Source organism: Pseudomonas sp. Irchel 3H7 (assembly GCF_900187605.1).
Taxonomy (GTDB): domain Bacteria; phylum Pseudomonadota; class Gammaproteobacteria; order Pseudomonadales; family Pseudomonadaceae; genus Aquipseudomonas.
This window is the reverse complement of the sequence record NZ_FYEA01000012.1, coordinates 222397-240714: the sequence shown is the minus strand read 5'-3', so window position 1 is coordinate 240714 and position 18318 is coordinate 222397. Positions and strand designations below refer to the sequence as shown.

19 protein-coding genes are annotated in these 18318 nt (G+C 59.6%); 9 read left to right on the top strand and 10 right to left on the bottom strand.

Features of this window, described 5'->3' with window-relative positions:
* Positions 1 to 99: 99 nt before the first annotated feature.
* From secB to CKW38_RS23155, 3 genes are read right to left on the bottom strand one after another with little or no spacing between them, the layout of a single operon-like run.
* Positions 100 to 585: a protein-export chaperone SecB gene (secB, locus tag CKW38_RS23165; protein WP_007909233.1), complete on the bottom strand. Its 486-nt coding sequence runs from the start codon at positions 583 to 585 to the stop codon at positions 100 to 102.
* A gap of 57 nt (positions 586 to 642) precedes the next feature.
* Entirely contained in the window at positions 643 to 897 is a 255-nt protein-coding gene (gene grxC / locus CKW38_RS23160; protein ID WP_038359971.1) for a glutaredoxin 3, read from the bottom strand.
* A gap of 1 nt (position 898) precedes the next feature.
* Positions 899 to 1312: a rhodanese-like domain-containing protein gene (locus tag CKW38_RS23155; RefSeq protein ID WP_016986346.1), complete on the bottom strand. Its 414-nt coding sequence runs from the start codon at positions 1310 to 1312 to the stop codon at positions 899 to 901.
* A 153-nt stretch (positions 1313 to 1465) separates the two neighbouring features.
* Here CKW38_RS23155 and gpmI point away from each other — a divergent pair, with 153 nt between their 5' ends.
* The 5 genes from gpmI to CKW38_RS23130 all read left to right on the top strand — a co-directional run bounded on the left by gpmI (position 1466) and on the right by CKW38_RS23130 (position 8174).
* On the top strand, positions 1466 to 2995 hold the full coding sequence (gene gpmI, locus CKW38_RS23150) for a 2,3-bisphosphoglycerate-independent phosphoglycerate mutase (RefSeq protein ID WP_095113966.1): 1530 nt from the start codon (positions 1466 to 1468) through the stop codon (positions 2993 to 2995).
* Between the two features lie 268 nt (positions 2996 to 3263).
* Positions 3264 to 4550, top strand: a complete 1287-nt coding sequence (locus CKW38_RS23145; protein WP_042705011.1) for a murein hydrolase activator EnvC — start codon at positions 3264 to 3266, stop codon at positions 4548 to 4550.
* Between the two features lie 31 nt (positions 4551 to 4581).
* On the top strand, positions 4582 to 5901 hold the full coding sequence (locus CKW38_RS23140; protein WP_007909222.1) for a S41 family peptidase: 1320 nt from the start codon (positions 4582 to 4584) through the stop codon (positions 5899 to 5901).
* Between the two features lie 2 nt (positions 5902 to 5903).
* Entirely contained in the window at positions 5904 to 6680 is a 777-nt protein-coding gene (locus tag CKW38_RS23135) for a divergent polysaccharide deacetylase family protein (RefSeq protein ID WP_007909220.1), read from the top strand.
* 117 nt (positions 6681 to 6797) lie between these two features.
* Positions 6798 to 8174, top strand: a complete 1377-nt coding sequence (locus tag CKW38_RS23130; RefSeq protein ID WP_095113965.1) for a Vps62-related protein — start codon at positions 6798 to 6800, stop codon at positions 8172 to 8174.
* Here CKW38_RS23130 and CKW38_RS23125 read toward each other — a convergent pair.
* The 7 genes from CKW38_RS23125 to CKW38_RS23095 all read right to left on the bottom strand — a co-directional run bounded on the left by CKW38_RS23125 (position 8155) and on the right by CKW38_RS23095 (position 13973).
* A complete protein-coding gene (locus tag CKW38_RS23125) occupies positions 8155 to 8910 on the bottom strand; it encodes an ABC transporter substrate-binding protein (protein ID WP_007909212.1) in 756 nt (251 codons plus the stop codon). The two genes, CKW38_RS23130 and CKW38_RS23125, sit on opposite strands and share 20 nt — an antisense overlap.
* A gap of 81 nt (positions 8911 to 8991) precedes the next feature.
* Complete coding sequence (gene hisF, locus CKW38_RS23120; RefSeq protein WP_007909211.1) at positions 8992 to 9762, bottom strand: imidazole glycerol phosphate synthase subunit HisF; 771 nt, start codon at positions 9760 to 9762, stop codon at positions 8992 to 8994.
* Positions 9763 to 9771: 9 nt separating this feature from the next.
* A complete protein-coding gene (gene hisA, locus CKW38_RS23115) occupies positions 9772 to 10509 on the bottom strand; it encodes a 1-(5-phosphoribosyl)-5-[(5-phosphoribosylamino)methylideneamino]imidazole-4-carboxamide isomerase (RefSeq protein WP_095113964.1) in 738 nt (245 codons plus the stop codon).
* Positions 10510 to 10551: 42 nt separating this feature from the next.
* The gene (locus CKW38_RS23110; RefSeq protein WP_003220751.1) at positions 10552 to 10812 is read right to left on the bottom strand and encodes a DUF2164 domain-containing protein; all 261 of its coding nucleotides are present in this window, start codon (positions 10810 to 10812) and stop codon (positions 10552 to 10554) included.
* Positions 10813 to 11451: an imidazole glycerol phosphate synthase subunit HisH gene (gene hisH, locus CKW38_RS23105; protein ID WP_007909206.1), complete on the bottom strand. Its 639-nt coding sequence runs from the start codon at positions 11449 to 11451 to the stop codon at positions 10813 to 10815.
* Positions 11451 to 12044: an imidazoleglycerol-phosphate dehydratase HisB gene (gene hisB / locus CKW38_RS23100; protein ID WP_007909204.1), complete on the bottom strand. Its 594-nt coding sequence runs from the start codon at positions 12042 to 12044 to the stop codon at positions 11451 to 11453. The genes hisH and hisB overlap by 1 nt, the downstream gene beginning before the upstream one ends.
* 264 nt (positions 12045 to 12308) lie before the next feature.
* A complete protein-coding gene (locus CKW38_RS23095) occupies positions 12309 to 13973 on the bottom strand; it encodes an OFA family MFS transporter (protein ID WP_007909202.1) in 1665 nt (554 codons plus the stop codon).
* A gap of 224 nt (positions 13974 to 14197) precedes the next feature.
* Between CKW38_RS23095 and CKW38_RS23090 the strand changes: the two genes are divergently transcribed.
* From CKW38_RS23090 to CKW38_RS23075, 4 genes are all read left to right on the top strand, one after another.
* Positions 14198 to 14602, top strand: coding sequence for an acetyl-CoA sensor PanZ family protein (locus CKW38_RS23090; RefSeq protein ID WP_095113963.1), 405 nt, complete (start codon positions 14198 to 14200; stop codon positions 14600 to 14602).
* Positions 14603 to 14680: 78 nt separating this feature from the next.
* The gene (locus CKW38_RS23085; RefSeq protein WP_095113962.1) at positions 14681 to 16906 is read left to right on the top strand and encodes an AsmA family protein; all 2226 of its coding nucleotides are present in this window, start codon (positions 14681 to 14683) and stop codon (positions 16904 to 16906) included.
* Complete coding sequence (gene mutY, locus CKW38_RS23080) at positions 16903 to 17970, top strand: A/G-specific adenine glycosylase (protein ID WP_095113961.1); 1068 nt, start codon at positions 16903 to 16905, stop codon at positions 17968 to 17970. The genes CKW38_RS23085 and mutY overlap by 4 nt, the downstream gene beginning before the upstream one ends.
* Complete coding sequence (locus CKW38_RS23075; protein ID WP_016772129.1) at positions 17967 to 18239, top strand: oxidative damage protection protein; 273 nt, start codon at positions 17967 to 17969, stop codon at positions 18237 to 18239. The genes mutY and CKW38_RS23075 overlap by 4 nt, the downstream gene beginning before the upstream one ends.
* Positions 18240 to 18318 lie beyond the last annotated feature (79 nt).

The following is an 18318-nucleotide window of genomic DNA, read 5'->3' as shown; positions in this document are numbered from 1 at the left end:
AGCCTGCTCGCGAAAGCGGTGTATCAGTCGACAAAACTGTCATCTGACACGCCTCTTCGCGAGCAGGCTCGCTCCCACATGGGGTGTTGCTGAACCGTCTTACTGAACGGTTGGCGTCTCGCCGCTTTCCTGCATGCGCTGCAGCTCTTGCGCGTACAGGGCGTCGAAGTTCACCGGGGCCAGCATCAGCGCCGGGAACGAACCACGGGTCACCAGGCTGTCCAGGGTTTCGCGCGCGTACGGGAACAGAATGTTCGGGCAGAACGCACCCAGGGTGTGGCTCATCGAAGCCGCATCGAGGTTCTTGATCAGGAAGATACCGGCCTGTTGCACTTCAGCGATGAAGGCGACTTCTTCACCGTTTTTCACGGTGACGGACAGGGTCAGCACAACTTCGTAGAAATCACCTTCCAGTGCTTTCTGGCGAGTGTTCAGATCCAGTGCGACCGCCGGATCCCACTGCTGGCGGAAGATCGCCGGGCTTTTCGGGGCTTCAAAGGACAGGTCGCGTACGTAGATGCGCTGCAAGGAGAATTGCGGTGCGGTTTCTTCTTCGCTGGCTGCAGTGTTCTGTTGGTCAGTCATCTCAGATCCTTTCTGATCTCGGGTCTTTAAGGGATTGCTGTACGTGGGTGCAGCCGTTCAGGCCTTGAGCAGCGCGTCGAGCTTGCCGGCGCGCTCCAGGGCATACAAATCGTCACAACCGCCGATGTGCTTGCTGCCGATCCAGATCTGCGGCACGGACGTGCGTCCGGCTTTCTGGGTCATTTCGGCGCGCACCTGCGGCTTGCCATCGACCTTGATCTCTTTGAAGGCCACGCCTTTGTTCTCGAGCAAATACTTGGCTCGGGAGCAATAAGGGCAGTAGTCGCTGGAGTAGACGATGACTTCGCTCATATCACTTCACCAGCGGCAGGTTGTCGCCTTTCCAGCTGGAAATCCCGCCGGACAGCTTGGCGGCGGTGAAGCCGGATTTCATCAGTTCGCGGGCGTGGGTGCCGGCGGTCTGGCCCAGGGCGTCGACCAGAATGATGGTCTTGGCCTTGTGCTTTTCCAGCTCGGCAACGCGCGCAGCCAGTTTGTCCTGGGGAATGTTCACCGCGCCAACGATATGGCCGGCAGCGAAATCCTTGGCCGGACGGATGTCCACCACCACGCCTGCATCTTTGTTGACCAGCGCGGTCAGCTCGCCGGTGCTCAGGCTTTTACCGCCGCCCTGCATCGTGTGCGCCAGCAGCAGAGCCAGCAGTACGACGAAGATACCGACAAGAATGTAGTGGTTAGTGGCAAATTCAATCAGGTGAGCAACCATCGAAGGAGGTTCCAGGGCGTTAAAATGTCGGCCAGTATACACAGCCACTATGGTCGGCCAAACCCCGTCCGGCGGTGACGCGGTCGGAACTTAGCTTTAAACTCCAACTCCCTTTTCCATCGCCCTCTTCTTTATTAGCCACGAGTGGATTCCATGACGACTACGCCTAAACCTTTGGTCCTGATGATTCTCGACGGCTTCGGTCACAGCGACAGCCCCGAATCCAACGCCGTTTTCGCGGCGAAGAAGCCTGTTCTCGATCGCCTCTGGGCCAGCGTGCCAAACGGCTTGATCTCGGGCAGCGGCATGGACGTCGGCCTGCCGGACGGCCAGATGGGCAACTCCGAAGTCGGCCACATGAATCTTGGCGCCGGTCGCGTGGTGTATCAGGACTTCACGCGTGTGACCAAATCGATTCGCGACGGCGAGTTCTTCGAGAACCCGACCATCTGCGCCGCTGTGGATAAAGCCGTGGCCGCTGGCAAAGCCGTGCACTTCATGGGTCTGCTGTCCGATGGCGGCGTACATAGCCATCAGGATCACCTGATCGCCATGGCCGAACTGGCGTTCAAGCGCGGCGCCGAAAAAATCTACCTGCACGCCTTCCTCGATGGCCGCGACACACCGCCGAAAAGCGCGGCATCGTCGATCGAGCTGCTTGATGCGACCTTCCAGGCGCTCGGCAAGGGCCGCATCGCCAGCATCATCGGCCGTTACTTCGCCATGGACCGTGACAACCGTTGGGATCGCGTCGCTCAGGCGTACAACCTGATCGTCGATGGCAACAGCGAATTCAACGCTGCCACGGCGCAGGAAGGCCTTGAAGCCGCTTATGCCCGTGGCGAGAGCGACGAATTCGTCAAAGCCACGTCCATCGGTGAGCCAGTGAAAGTCGAAGACGGCGACGCCGTGGTGTTCATGAACTTCCGCGCCGACCGTGCCCGTGAGCTGACCCGCGTATTCGTCGAAGACGACTTCAAGGATTTCGAACGCGCACGCCAGCCGAAACTGGCCGGTTTCGTCATGCTGACCCAATACGCCGCCAGCATTCCGGCTCCGTCGGCATTCGCTGCGGGCAGCCTGGAAAACGTGCTGGGCGACTACTTGGCGAAGAACGGCAAAACCCAGCTGCGCATCGCTGAAACCGAAAAATACGCCCACGTGACCTTCTTCTTCTCCGGAGGTCGCGAAGAACCGTTCCCGGGCGAAGAGCGCATCCTGATTCCGTCGCCGAAAGTCGCTACCTACGACCTGCAGCCGGAAATGAGCGCACCGGAAGTCACCGACCGTATCGTCGACGCCATCGAAAACCAGCGTTATGACGTGATCGTGGTCAACTACGCCAACGGCGACATGGTCGGCCACAGCGGCGTGTTTGACGCAGCGGTGAAGGCGGTGGAATGCCTCGATACCTGCGTCGGTCGCATTGTCGAAGCACTGGAAAAAGTGGGTGGCGAAGCGCTGATTACCGCTGACCATGGCAATGTCGAGCAAATGGCCGATGAATCCACCGGCCAGGCGCACACCGCGCACACCACCGAGCCGGTGCCGTTCATTTATGTCGGCAAGCGCGACCTGAAAGTCCGTGAAGGCGGCGTGCTGGCGGATGTGGCGCCGACCATGCTGAAACTGCTGGGCCTGGAAAAACCTGCGGAAATGACCGGCACTTCTATCCTGGTCTGACCTCGATCGCCAAAACACCGCAAAACCCTGTGGGAGCTGGCTTGCCAGCGATAGCAATCTGACAGCCAACATCTATGTTGAATGTGCAGACGCCATCGCTGGCAAGTCGAATCGTCGCACCGCAGCTCCCACAGTGGTTTATGGAGTTTTCGAAATGGAATTCGGTGTATTGCTTGGTCCAGTTATCACACAGCCCCAATTGGGCGTTTTTTTTGCAGCCTCGGGCGGGCATACTAGGCCGTCCCTTACCCTGGTGCCGCCCGCCTCTATGCTCCGCGTCCTGATCGCCCTCGCTCTGACCTGCCTGCTCCAACCGGCCTTCGCTGACGAGCGCGCGCAAACCCAACAGCAGTTGGACGCCACGCGTCAGGACATTGCCGAGCTGAAAAAGCTGCTGAGCAAAGTCCAGGAAGAAAAGTCCGGCGTACAGAAAGAGCTCAAGGGCACTGAAACCGAGTTGGGCAAGCTGCAGAAACAGGTCGATGCGCTGCAGAAAGAACTGCAGAAAAGCGAATCCGAGCTGCAGCGGCTCGATGCAGAGAAAAAAAAACTCCAGAGCGCGCGCACTGAACAGCAGCGACTGATCGCCATTCAGGCCCGAGCGGCCTATCAGAACGGTCGGCAGGAATACCTCAAGCTGCTGCTCAACCAGCAGAATCCCGAGAAATTCGCCCGTACCCTCACCTATTACGATTACCTGAGCCAGGCCCGCCTGGAGCAGTTGAAGAACTTCAACGAAACCCTGCGCCAACTGGCCAATGTCGAAAAAGACATTGCCGCCCAGCAGGCGCAATTGCTGGTGCAGAAAAGCAGCCTCGATACCCAGCGCGACGAACTGGAAAATGTTCGCAAGGAACGTCAGCAAGTCCTCGCCAAGCTCAACGACGACGTGAAGGCCCGCGATCAGAAACTCGCCGCGCGTGAGCAGGATCAGGCAGATCTGTCTAAAGTCCTTAAAACCATTGAAGAAACCCTGGCGCGCCAGGCTCGTGAGGCAGAAGAAGCGCGACAGAAAGCGCTGATCGCCCAGCAGGAAGCGGAAAAAAAGCGTTTGCGTGAGGCGCAGGCTGAAAACAGCGACGCCCCACGAAAACCAGTCAGATCCACTCCCGGCGCGCTGGTTTCCAGCAGCGGCGAGACCTTCGGTGGCCCTTTTGCTGCAACCCGGGGAAAACTTCCTTGGCCGGTTGATGGTCGACTGCTGGCACGCTTCGGCGAAAGCCGTGGCGACGACGCCCGGACCAAGTGGGACGGCGTGATGATCAGCGCCTCCGCCGGCAGCCAGGTGCATGCCGTGCATGGCGGTCGCGTGGTCTTCGCCGACTGGTTGCGCGGTGCCGGGCTGCTGGTGATCCTTGATCACGGCAACGGTTTTCTGAGTCTTTACGGTCACAACCAGACGCTGCTCAAGTCGGCTGGGGACGTGGTTAAAGCCGGTGAGTCGATCTCCACTGTCGGTAACAGTGGCGGTCAGGACACACCAGCGCTGTATTTCGCAATTCGTCAGCAGGGTCACCCGAGTGATCCAGCACAATGGTGCCGCGCGCAAGGATAAGCGTGCCGCCTAATTCAGGAGTTCGTTCGACATGCTGCATTTGTCCCGCCTTACCTCGCTGGCCCTGACGATCGCTCTGGTGATCGGCGCGCCTCTGGCGTTTGCCGCGCAACCGGCCCCGGCCGTCGCTCCGGCAGGCACTGCCGCGACCTCCAAGGCACCGCTGCCGCTGGAAGAGTTGCGCACCTTTGCCGAGGTCATGGACCGGATCAAAGCCGCTTACGTCGAGCCGGTGGACGACAAGACCCTGCTGGAAAACGCGATCAAGGGCATGCTCAGCAACCTTGATCCGCATTCGGCCTATCTGGGCCCGGAAGATTTCACCGAGCTGCAGGAAAGCACCAGCGGTGAATTCGGCGGTTTGGGCATTGAAGTCGGCGCCGAAGACGGTTTCATCAAAGTCGTCTCGCCAATCGACGACACCCCAGCGTCGAAGGCCGGCATTCAGGCCGGCGACTTCATCGTCAAGATCAACGGCCAGCCAACGCGCGGCCAGACCATGACCGAAGCCGTCGACAAGATGCGCGGCAAGATCGGCCAGAAAATCACTCTGACGCTGGTACGCGATGGCGGCACGCCGTTCGACGTGACCCTCGCCCGCGCAGTGATTCAGGTGAAGAGCGTCAAGGCGCAATTGCTGGAAACCGGCTATGCGTATATCCGCATCACCCAGTTCCAGGTCAAGACCGGCGAAGAGGTCTCCAAGGCTCTGGCCAAGCTGCGCAAGGACAACGGCAAGAAGCTCAACGGCATCATTCTCGACTTGCGCAACAACCCGGGCGGCGTGTTGCAGGCGGCGGTCGAAGTGGTCGACCACTTCATCACCAAAGGCCTGATCGTCTACACCAAAGGCCGCATCGCCAACTCCGAGCTGCGCTTCTCGGCCACCGGTAAAGACGAAAGCGAAGCGGTGCCGATGGTCGTGTTGATTAACGGTGGCAGCGCCTCGGCCTCGGAAATCGTCGCCGGCGCCCTGCAGGATCAGAAACGTGCCGTGGTCATGGGCACCACCAGTTTCGGCAAAGGCTCGGTGCAAACCGTGCTGCCGCTGAACAACGACCGCGCACTGAAGATCACCACGGCGCTGTACTTCACGCCAAATGGTCGCTCGATCCAGGCGCAGGGCATCGTTCCGGACATCGAAGTGCGCAAGGCCAAGATCACCAGCGAGGCCGATGGCGACTACTTCAAGGAAGCCGACCTGCAAGGTCACTTGGGCAACGGCAACGGCGGTGCGGACAAACCGAGCGGTTCCGGCGGCAAGGCCAAAGCGATGCCGCAGGATGACGATTACCAACTGGCCCAGGCCCTGAGCCTGCTCAAAGGCCTGAGCATTACGTCCGGCCGTTGAGGATGTCACTGCGTTTCGTCTTCGTTCTGTTGTGCTGTCTGGCGGGTGCTGCTCACGCAGAGCCCGCCAGCCCAAAGCCACACAAAGCCTTCCTGACACTGATCATTGACGACCTGGGGCAAAACCTGCCCCGGGATCGCCGCGTGCTGGCCCTGCCCGGCCCGGTGACCACGGCGATCATGCCCGACACCCCACACGCCACCGAGTTTGCCCGCGAAGCCCATCGCGCTGGCAAAATCGTCATCCTGCACATGCCGATGGACCCGGCCACTGGGCCATATGCCTGGCACCCCGAACTCCCGCTCGAAGAACTGGAAAAACGCCTGAACGCCGCGTTCAAAATGGTCCCCTATACCGCTGGCATCAACAATCACATGGGCAGCCGCATGACCGCGCAGCCAGTGGCGATGGCATGGTTGATGGGCGAATTGCAGCGCCGTCACAAGTTTTTCGTCGACAGCCGCACCAGCGCACAGACCGTCGCCGCGCAGCAGGCGCAGAAGATCGATCTGGCGAGTGTGTCACGGGACGTGTTTCTCGATGACGAACGCACTGAAGCGGCGATCTACACGCAACTGCAAACTGCAATCAACCTGGCGCGCAAACAGGGTTCGGCGGTGATGATCGGCCATCCGTATCCGCAGACGCTGGCGGTGCTGGAGCGCGAATTGCCGAAGTTGAAGGCTCAGGGCATCGAGTGGATCGATATCAAACAGATGATCAGCGTACGCAGCAATCGCGCCATGGCTGGCCATGGCAAGGACGGCGTGTATCGGTAGCACTTTGTGACGCTGACACATACATAGTTACCACCCGACAACCATCCCCTTTCCCGATAGTGCGACCTGCAACAGGTCGTGACGCCCTCGCGTCGCTTTCAACTATCAGGAATCATCATGACTATCGAAGACAACACCGCAGCGCATCCCAAGCAGATGGAACCGATCATGCAGGACAATCTGCTGATCAACTTCACTACGGAGTTTCACCGGGTCTGGAGCACCAACGGATCAAAAGCAAAACCCGCCACGTTCTGGCGCCCCACCCCTGCTCCGGATGCATTGCCAGGCTACTTTCCGCTGGGCGATGTGCTCATTCCCGGCGACACCAGTATCAATGGCGAAATGGTCGCCGCCGTGGTCTGCGAGAAAGATATGAAAGGGGCCGTAAGCCCTAACGGAAAGGCACTGGCCCGCCCTGTCGATTTTGAACTGGTCTGGAAAGAAACCGGAGCGCCGAGTGTCACGCGCATGTCGATCTGGCGACCTTTGGCCCCTGTCGGTTACGTCGCATTGGGGCTGGTGTGTTCCAACGATCACTACAAACCTTCGTTGAACTCGGTACGCTGCGTCAGGCTCGACCTGGTTATCGCAGCGAACGTCGGCGAGCTGATCTGGAATGACAAGGGCAGCGGTGCCAAGCTCAGTTTCAGCGCCTTTGGCATCGAACCGTCGACTGCCGCCGCAGGCGACATCCATTTTGCACCCGGCACCTTCGTGGGCGTCCAGGGCTACAGCAAGCCTGCTGCGCCTTCAACGGCTTACGGCTTGCGCATGCAAATCCCGCTGCAAGTCAGCGCATCGCCGCAAATTCCAACCCTCACCGGCTACGCGAAGCCCGCCGCACGCGAACCCGCCACAGTCACCCAGATTGCCCGGCTGCCATGGTTTGCAGTGCGAGATCATGTTCATTCCGGCGAACAATTTCGCAATTCGCCCTACTACGAACTGAAAAGAACTGACGAATACGTGCTCATTGGTCACGAGCACAATGAATCGGACAAGTATCGGGCCGTCAAATGGACCGCGCCACGTTCGCAAAACGCGGTGACGATGCGTATGTTCCATCGTTTTACTGCCATTGAAATCGTCAAAGCCTGGCCGACCGTGCCTCTCAGTGATATCCGCATTACAAAATTCTCAGCCTGCCTGCCGAAGACTTTGACCCACACCGAAACGTCTTCCAGCGGCTGGAACGAGCTACGACCTCAAGTGGTGATTGTCATGGCGCCGGAGCAAACCGCCGTCGCGGTTTATCAGCTGCAGAGCCATTACGAGTTGGTACGGGAAGACGGCACTCAAGTGGCGGTCGACTTTGGCTACACCGATGATTCCAGCGTTCTGTTGACGCAGTATCCGCCGGAATCCGTCGAGGTCGTCAGTGGGTGCCCGCCACTGACGACAGACACCCCGGCAGCACCGCACATCGATGACGCCAACGCCAGCGCGCAGCAATCACCGGACCTGGCTGTCGCTATAGATAGCGCGCCATGATTTCGTCGACCACACCTTCCTTGCGCAACTGATCCAGCGCAGCCTGAAGCCTGGCGACGACTTCGTCGGAGACATCTTTGTTCAGCGCCAGGTACAACTCGGCACTGTTGAAGCGCAGCACGGTCTTCAGGCCGGTGACCCCATCCTGCCGAGCCAGATAGCGCCCGGCAGGATCGCCGGTAGCCCACAGATCAATCTGTCCATTGACCAGTTTCTTCGCGTTGTCCTGATCGCGCAGCACCACAATCGGCTTCAGGCCTTGTTTGGTCAGTGTCTCGGCAATTGCGTCGCCCTTGTAGGCACCGACCTTGTACTTGCGCGCGTCATTGAGGGTTTCCAGGGTGATCTTGCTGTCAGCCTTGGCCAGCATGATCCAGTCATCAGGACCGATGGGGCCAACCCATTTGAAGAGTTTTTCGCGGTCCGGCAAGCGCGCCATCACAAAGGCGCCATAACCGGGGTTTTCCAGCGCGAGCTTATAGACACGCTCCCATGGAAAACGCAGGGTCAGGCTATAGGTGACGTCGGCACGCTTGAACATCTCGCGCACGATATCGGCGGCGATGCCATTGATGTTCTCGCCTTTGGCGAAGTTCTTGCCATCTTTCGCCATGTTGTACGGCGGGAAATTTTCGGTGAGGAGCACCAGATCGGTGTCGGGACTGGTTTCGGCGCGGGCCGTGTTGATGAACAACATCGAGGCGCTGGCGAGAACAAGAAGCAGGCGTTTGATCATGTCGGGCTACCGGAATCCATGGCGTGCCCAAGAGTGCCTTGGGTGCGCCATGGTGTCCACTGGCCTGTATCGATTTTGAGCTTAGCGCATCACGATGCCGCGTTTGGCCATGTAGGCCTTGGCTTCCTGAACGGTGTATTCGCCGAAGTGGAAAATGCTCGCCGCCAAGACTGCACTGGCGTGGCCTTCAAGGATGCCGTCGGCCAGATGCTGCAAGTTACCGACACCGCCGGAAGCGATCACCGGAATGCCCAGCGCATCGCTGATAGCGCGGGTGACACCGAGGTCGAAGCCGTTTTTCATGCCGTCCTGATCCATGCTGGTCAGCAGGATCTCGCCAGCGCCGAGGCCTTCCATTTTCTTCGCCCACTCAACCGCGTCGAGGCCGGTTGGCTTGCGCCCGCCGTGGGTGAAGATTTCCCAGCGCGGGGTTTCGCCCGGGCCGGAGACCTTCTTCGCATCGATGGCGACAACGATGCATTGCGAGCCGAAATGCTGCGCGGCTTCGCCGACGAACTCAGGGTTGAACACCGCCGCGGTGTTGATCGACACCTTGTCCGCGCCGGCATTCAGCAGATTGCGAATGTCTTGCACGGTACGCACGCCACCGCCGACAGTCAGCGGGATAAACACCTGGCTGGCCATGCGCTCGACGGTATGCAGCGTGGTGTCGCGGCCATCGACGCTGGCGGTGATGTCGAGAAAAGTAATCTCGTCGGCACCCTGCTCGTCATAGCGACGGGCGATTTCCACCGGGTCACCGGCGTCGCGGATGTTCTCGAATTTCACACCTTTGACGACCCGGCCGTTGTCCACGTCCAGGCAAGGGATGATGCGTTTGGCCAGCGCCATGGTCAGTCCTCAGCCTTGGTACGAATCGCAGAAAGCTTGCGCTTCGGCGACGTCGAGGGTGCCTTCGTAGATCGCCCGGCCAGTGATTGCACCGATGATGCCCGGCGCCTTGGCTTCGAGCAGCGACTTGATGTCACCCAGATTGTGGATGCCGCCGGACGCGATCACCGGGATCTTGGTGGCAGCGGCCAGCGCAGCGGTGAACGGTACGTTGCAGCCCTGCATCATGCCGTCTTTGGCGATGTCGGTATAAACGATCGAGGAGACGCCATCGGCTTCAAACTGCTTGGCCAGATCAATGACCTGCACGGTGCTGATTTCAGCCCAGCCATCGGTGGCGACGAAACCGTCTTTGGCATCCAGACCGACGATGATCTTGCCCGGGAACGCACGGCACGCTTCAGCGACGAACGCCGGATCTTTAACGGCTTTGGTGCCGATGATTACGTAGCTCACGCCAGCCTTGACGTAGTGCTCGATGGTTTCCAGCGAACGGATGCCGCCGCCGATCTGGATCGGCAAAGTCGGATAGCGCTTGGCAATTGCGGTGACCACTTCGCCGTTGACTGGCTGGCCCTCGAACGCGCCGTTCAGATCGACCAGATGCAGACGGCGGCAACCGCCCTCCACCCACTTGGCAGCCATGCTCACCGGGTCATCGGAGAACACTGTGGAATCTTCCATGCGGCCCTGGCGCAGACGTACGCAGGCACCGTCTTTAAGATCGATAGCGGGAATAATCAGCATCTGGCAAACCTTCAAATTTGAATGTTCAGCTTGGCTCGGAAATCAGTTTTTCTCGAGCGCCCACAGGTCGCTTTCGATGCTTTCAAACCGCTCTTTGAGGTGGGTCTGCACATCGAAAATCGCCCTGTTGTAATAGTGCGGAGCAATTTCGCGGGTAAACAGCTCAAGAATTTCCGCCGCTTCGAACGAACCCAGATCGAGTTCGAAACGGTCTTCCATGAACCGCTGAATCTTGCGATTGGCCTCGTTCTCCTGCTCGGGAGTGAGGGTCAGGATCGGCGGTTTGGACTTCTTGGCAGCCATTTACCAGCGACCGTCCCACGCGGCGAAGTTCTGCAGCAATTGCAGGCCATGGGTATGGCTTTTCTCCGGGTGGAACTGCACGGCGAAACGCGAGCCATCGGCCAGCGCCGCAGCGAAATCGACACCGTAGTGACCGCCGCCAACCACCTGCCGCGCATTGGCGGCAGCGATGTAGTAGCTGTGCACGAAGTAGAAACGCGCCATGTCCGGAATGTCGTGCCACAACGGGTGGCTGACCTTCTGCTTCACCTCGTTCCAGCCCATGTGCGGGACTTTCAGGTGTTCGCCGTCTTCATGCAGGTCTTTGCCGAAGAACTTCACCGCGCCCGGGAACAGGCCGATGCAGTCGACGCCGTCGTTCTCTTCGCTGGTGTCGAGCAAGGCTTGCATGCCGACACAGATGCCGAGAAACGGACGATCCTGACTGACTTCGCGCACCAGCGAGTCGAAGCCGAGGCGACGGATCTCTGCCATGCAATCGCGAATTGCGCCAACACCGGGGAACACCACACGGTCAGCTTCACGAATCACCGCCGCATCGCTGGTGATCAGCACTTTACCGGCGCCGACGTGCTCGAGGGCTTTGGCCACCGAGTGCAGGTTGCCCATGCCGTAATCGATAACTGCAACCGTCTGCATTACAGAACGCCTTTGGTCGATGGCATTTGCCCGGCCATGCGCTCATCCAGCTCGACGGCCATGCGCAGCGCGCGGCCGAAAGCCTTGAACACGGTTTCGATCTGGTGGTGAGTGTTGGTGCCACGCAGGTTGTCGATGTGCAGGCTGACCAGCGCGTGGTTGACGAAGCCCTGAAAGAATTCCTGGAACAAGTCAACGTCGAAACCGCCGACGGTGGCGCGGGTGTACGGCACGTGCATCTGCAGGCCTGGACGACCGGAGAAGTCGATGACCACGCGCGATAGCGCTTCATCGAGCGGCACGTAGGCATGACCGTAGCGACGGATGCCTTTTTTATCGCCAATGGCTTTGGCAAATGCCTGGCCGAGGGTGATACCGACGTCTTCCACCGTATGGTGGTCGTCGATATGCAGATCGCCCTTGCATTCGATATCCAGGTCGATCAACCCGTGACGGGCAATCTGATCCAGCATGTGCTCAAGAAAAGGAACACCGATATCAAATCGGGCCTTTCCGGTGCCATCAAGGTTGATCGAGGCTTTGATCTGGGTTTCCAGAGTGTCGCGCTCGACAGACGCCTTACGTTCGGCCATCACCAGCTCCGCAAAATCATTGGGCGAAAAAGGCAGCCATTATAGGCACGCGGGGCCGAAACAGAAACACGAGAGGTGAGATGGCTGACGGATAGAACGCCCGGCTGTCGCGGGTAGACATGTCCATACAAGCCATTACAGGTACCCCAAAAACGACTGTAGGAGTGAGCCTGCTCGCGATGAGGGCCTGACTATCAACATTTCTGTGACTGTCAGACCGCTATCGCGAGCAGGCTCACTCCTACAGGGGTACTGCGTTTTTACTTAGTGAAACAGTACCGCCGTCTTCTGCAGGGTCACCCACACACCCCACGCCAACGGAATACCCACCACCAACCACGCAGCGATTGCCAGCGGCTTGCTGCCCGGCGCGGCTTTCCACTCCAGAACCGTGCTGGCATCAGCACCCTTGTCATGGCCCAGCGCCTGTTCGGCCGCCAGCTCAGCGTCGGTCATGAAGTACTTGTCGGCCACCGGACGCACCATCAGGTTGCACAGGAAGCCCAGCACCAGCAGGCCAGCGAGGATGTACAAGGTGATGTCGTAAGCGGCAGCGCGTTCAACGCCGATGCTCAGCTGATATTCACGCAGGTAGTTCACCAATACCGGACCCAGCACGCCAGCCGCCGCCCAGGCGGTCAACAGACGACCGTGGATCGCACCAACCATCTGCGTACCGAACAAGTCGGCCAGATACGCCGGAACGGTGGCAAAACCACCGCCGTACATCGACAGAATGATGCAGAACGCCGCCACGAACAGCGCAACGTTGCCCAGATGGCCCATGTTCGGAATCAGCGCATACAGGGCAAAACCCAGCGCAAAGAATACGAAGTAGGTGTTTTTACGACCCAGGTAGTCCGAGAACGAAGCCCAGAAGAAGCGACCACCGATGTTGAACAGGCTCAGCAGACCGGTGAAGCCGGCAGCAATCGCCGCGATCGAAGCCAACTGGCCGGCATCGAGCTGGCCAAACGGCACATCAACACCCAGCAGTTTGCCGCCGAACACTTCCTGCAACAGTGGCGAAGCCATGCCGAGGATGCCGATACCGGCCGATACGTTCAGGCACAGCACCAGCCACACCAGACGGAATTGCGGGGTTTTCCACGCCACATTCACGTGCACGTGACGGTGGGTGATCATCGAGTTCGAGGCTTTCTTCGCCGGAGCGGTCCAGCCTTCAGGCTTCCAGCCGGTTGGCGGCACGCGGTAAGCCAGAGCGCCACCAATCATGAACACGAAGTAGATCGCGGCCATGGCCACAAAGCTTTGCCAGACACCGACACCGGTCGGCGAAGCGAAGTGGCTCATCAGCGCAGTCGCCAACGGTGCACCGACCATCGCGCCGCCACCGAAGCCCATGATTGCCATACCGGTGGCCATGCCGCGCTTGTCCGGGAACCACTTGATCAGGGTCGAGACCGGTGAGATATAGCCCAGGCCGAGACCGATACCACCGATCACGCCGGAACCGATCCACATCAGCCAGATCTGGTGGGTATAAATACCCAGCGCCGAGATCAGCAGACCGCCACACCAGCACAGTGCCGATACCACACCAGCCTTGCGTGGCCCTGCGTGTTCCAGCCAGCCACCCCAGATCGCTGCCGAGCAGCCGAGGAAGATGAAGAACAGCGTGTAGATCCAGCCGAGCATGGAGATCGGCCAGTCGCATTGCGACGAGAACACTTGTGCGATGAAGCTCATGTCCGGTGCGCAAGCCACCGGAGCGGTAACGCCCAGCGCCTTGGACAGCGGCAACCAGAACACCGAGAAGCCGTAGGCCATGCCGATGCACAGGTGGATGGCCAGAGCGGCCGGTGGAACCAGCCAACGGTTGAAACCGGGCTTGGCGATGATGCGTTCCTTGGACAGGAACGCGGGCTGATCGGCTTTGAAGCCGTCCGCCGTGATGCTCGTGCTCATTGTGTATCCCCCAATTATTAGTATGGTTCGCCAGCCACTGTTCACCCCCGGCCTTTATGCACGCAGGCATGACCGTTTTTTTGGGTGAAGCTCCTTGAAGGCGCGACGTTAAGTCGCAGAAGGACGGACGAACGGGCGAAGGTTACCATTTGCACGTGACAGAAAAACCAAACTGATATCACCTTTTTTATGTCATCTGTTCTCGTACCACTCAGGAAAGCGCCATGCCGATCATTGTCCAAGCCCTGAAAGACGCCAGTTATCAGGATCAGCAGGATTTGCAGAAGATTTATCGCGATGCGCCAGAATGGCTGTTCGCGCCATTTTCTGCGGAGGCTGACCTGATCGAAGGTGCCCTCGCGGACGGTTCTTTTATCGCTGGCCGCTTCAACGACCGCTTGCTGGGCGCCGGCATTCTGCAAAGGCATCAAGACGTCTGGTACTTGTCCCATTTATGCGTGCGAAAAGTTACCCGTCGCCGTGGGGTCGCCGAGAGACTGGTGAACCAAGCGCAGAAAATGGCGTCGCAAGCGGGGGCCGAACTGCGCTTGCTGGCCCCTGTGGAACATCCCGAGGCGCAAGCACTCGCCGCCAGGTTGCAGATACCGCTGGACGTCCTGGCAACATGACGTCACAACGAACCGGGCAATTGCAGCGCTATACTCCCCGGCTAAATTACGAATTCGACTAACTACAAGGACTCGCCCATGAAAGCGTTCGGCAAAATCCTGGGTCTGGTACTTCTCGGGTTGTTGCTGATCATTGTGGCGGCAGGTTTTGCCCTGACCCACCTCTTCGATCCCAACGATTACAAAGACGAGATCCGCCAGATAGCCCGTGACAAGGCCCACATCGAGCTGACGCTCAATGGCGATATCGGCTGGAGCCTGTTCCCGTGGCTTGGCCTGGAATTGCACGAGGCCAGCGTCGCCACCCTGGTCAAACCTGCCGAACCGTTTGCCGATTTGCAGATGCTCGGTCTGTCAGTGCGGGTGCTGCCGCTGCTGCGCCGCGAAGTGCAGATGAGCGATGTGCGCGTCGAAGGCCTGAACCTGCGCCTCAACCGCGACAAGGACGGCCACGGCAACTGGGAAGACATCGGCAAGGTGCCGGCCCCGGCCGGAGCAACGCCGCCAGCCGCTACTGCAGGCCAACCGGCCAGCGAAACCCCTGTTGCGGTGGAAAAGCCACCGCAGCCGATCCGCCTCGACATCGATAGCCTGACCGTCAACAACGCCCGCGTTGAGTACAACGACGAGAAGACCGGCAAGCAGTTCAGTGCCGAGAGTATCCAGCTGAGCACCGGTCCGGTTCACGACTCGACCAATATTCCGGTGAAAGCCACCGCCTTCCTCGGCACCAACCAGCCGGTTCTGCGCGTGCGCACCGAACTCACCGGCGAGTTGCGCATCGAGCGCGCTCTGCAACGCTACAAGTTCGAGGATATGAAGCTCTCTGGCGAACTGGCTGGCGATCCGCTGCAAGGCAAGACCATGACCTTCGCTGCCCAAGGTCAATTGTTACTGGATAAAGCCGCGAACGTCGCCGAATGGACCGGCATCAAGATTTCCGCCAACCAGTTGCGCGCGCTGGGCGAACTGAAAGCCAACGACCTCGACAAGACTCCGCAGATCACCGGCGGTATCTCCATCGCCCAGTTCGATCTGGCGAAGTTCGTCGACAGCATCGGTCAGAAACTCCCGGCCATGGCCGAAGGCAGTCTGAGCAAGGTCGAACTGGTCAGCCGCGTGGCGGCCACGCCAAGCAGCGTCGCCTTCGACAACATCAACCTGAAACTCGACGACAGCAGCTTCAGCGGCCGCATCGCTGTCGAAGACTTCGCCAAGCAATCGCTGCGCGCCGTGCTCAAGGCTGACACGTTCAACGTCGACCGCTACCTGCCGCCGAAATCGGCGCAAGCCAACAGCGCCACACAAGTGCGTCAGGCCGAAGTCGCCAGCACCGAGGCCGATGCCATGGCCGGTGCCGGTTCCACACCGTTGCCGGACAAACCGAGCAAAACCGCCTGGAGCACTGAGCGTCTGTTGCCGGTTGAACGCCTGGCCAAACTCGACGTAGACGCCGACCTGACCTTCGGCCAGTTGACCCTCGACAAATTGCCGATTGAAAACGCCGCACTGAAAGCCACCGGCCAGGGTGGCCTGCTGACCCTGACCAACCTGAGCGGTGAACTGTACAACGGCGGCTTTGCAGCCAACGGCACCCTCGATGTACGCCCAAGCGCACCAGTACTGAATCTGCAGACCAGACTCAATCGCGTGCCTGTAGAAAAAATCCTCGAAAGCCAAGGCAAGAACCCGCCCGTCAAAGGTCTGGTGACCCTCACCAGCAACGTGACCGGCAGCGGCAATAGTCAGCAGGCATTGATCGATACGCTCAACGGCAACGCCAGTTTCGTGATCAACAACGGCGTGCTGCTCAACGCCAACCTTGAGCAGCAACTGTGCAAAGGTATCGCCACGCTCAACCGCAAAACCCTCAGCGGCGAGCCACGCGGCAAAGACACGCCATTCCAGGAACTCAAGGGCAACCTGACCTTCCGCAACGGCGTCGCCAGCAATCCGGACCTGAAAGTGCGCATCCCCGGCATGACCGTCAACGGTGATGGCGACATCGACCTGCGCGTGCTCGGCATGGACTATCGCGTCGGCATCATCGTCGAAGGCGACACCAGCGCCATGCCGGATCCAGCGTGTCAGGTCGGCGAAAAATTCGTCGGTGTCGAATGGCCGCTGCGCTGCCGTGGCCCACTGGAATTGGGCGCCAAGGCTTGCCGCGTCGACAATGATCGCCTCGGTCAGGTCGCGACCAAACTGGCCGGCGACAAGCTCAGTGAAAAGATCGACGAAAAACTGGGTGACAAAGTCAGCCCGGAACTGAAAAACGCATTGAAGGGGCTGTTCAAGCGATGAGAGCGGAGCAGTTTTCCACGGCGGTGCTGGATTGGTTCGACCGCCACGGCCGCCACGATTTGCCTTGGCAGCAAGACATCAACCCGTATCGGGTGTGGGTGTCAGAGATCATGTTGCAGCAAACCCAGGTCAGCACCGTGCTCAATTACTTCGACCGCTTCATGGCCGCGCTGCCGACGGTTGAAGCGCTGGCCGAAGCGCCGGAAGACGAAGTGCTGCACCTGTGGACCGGCCTCGGTTATTACACCCGAGCGCGCAATTTGCAGAAGACCGCGAAGATCATCGTCAGCCAGTACGGCGGCGAGTTTCCGCGTGACGTCGAAAAGCTCACCGATCTGCCAGGCATTGGCCTGTCCACCGCTGGCGCCATTGCGAGCATCAGCATGGGCCTGCGCGCGCCGATTCTCGACGGCAACGTCAAACGCGTGCTGGCGCGCTTTACTGCGCAAGAGGGTTATCCCGGCGAGCCGAAGGTCGCCAAACAGCTGTGGGCCAACGCTGAGCGCTTTACGCCGCACGATCGGGTCAACGCCTACACCCAGGCGATGATGGATCTCGGCGCCACACTCTGCACGCGCAGCAAGCCGAGTTGCCTGCTGTGCCCGCTGGAGCGTGGTTGCGAAGCGCACATGCTCGGCCTCGAGACCCGCTACCCGATTCCCAAGCCGCGCAAAACCATCCCGCAGAAGCGCACGCTGATGCCGATGCTCGCCAACGGCGAAGGTGCAATTCTGCTTTATCGTCGCCCTTCGAGCGGTTTGTGGGGCGGCCTGTGGAGCCTGCCGGAACTCGATGACCTCGACGATCTGCAACATCTCGCCGCTCAGCACTCGCTGACCATGGGCGAGCAGCAGGCGCTGCCAAGCCTTGTCCACACCTTCAGCCATTTCCAGCTGTCCATCGAACCCTGGCTGGTTCAGGTACAGGAGGCCGCCCATCACGTGGCCGAGGCCGACTGGCTCTGGTATAACCTCGCCACCCCGCCGCGCCTGGGCCTCGCCGCCCCGGTCAAAACCTTGCTCGAACGCGCGGCCGCCGTCTTGAATGCAGGAGAGTCGCCATGACCCGCACCGTAATGTGCCGCAAGTACAAAGAAGAATTGCCCGCGCTGGAACGCGCCCCTTTCCCGGGCGCCAAAGGTCAGGATATTTTTGACCACGTCTCGGCCAAGGCCTGGGCTGACTGGCAGAAACACCAGACCCTGCTGATCAACGAAAAGCGTCTGAACATGATGAACGCCGAAGACCGCAAATATCTTCAGGGCGAAATGGACAAGTACTTCTCCGGCGAGGAATACGCCAAGGCCGAAGGCTACGTTCCGCCTGCAGAGTAAACCCCGCAAAATCGGGGGTCGGATCGTAAGCGACGGAATTAATTTAAGAAATTTTAAAAAAGTCGTTGACGTAAATCCG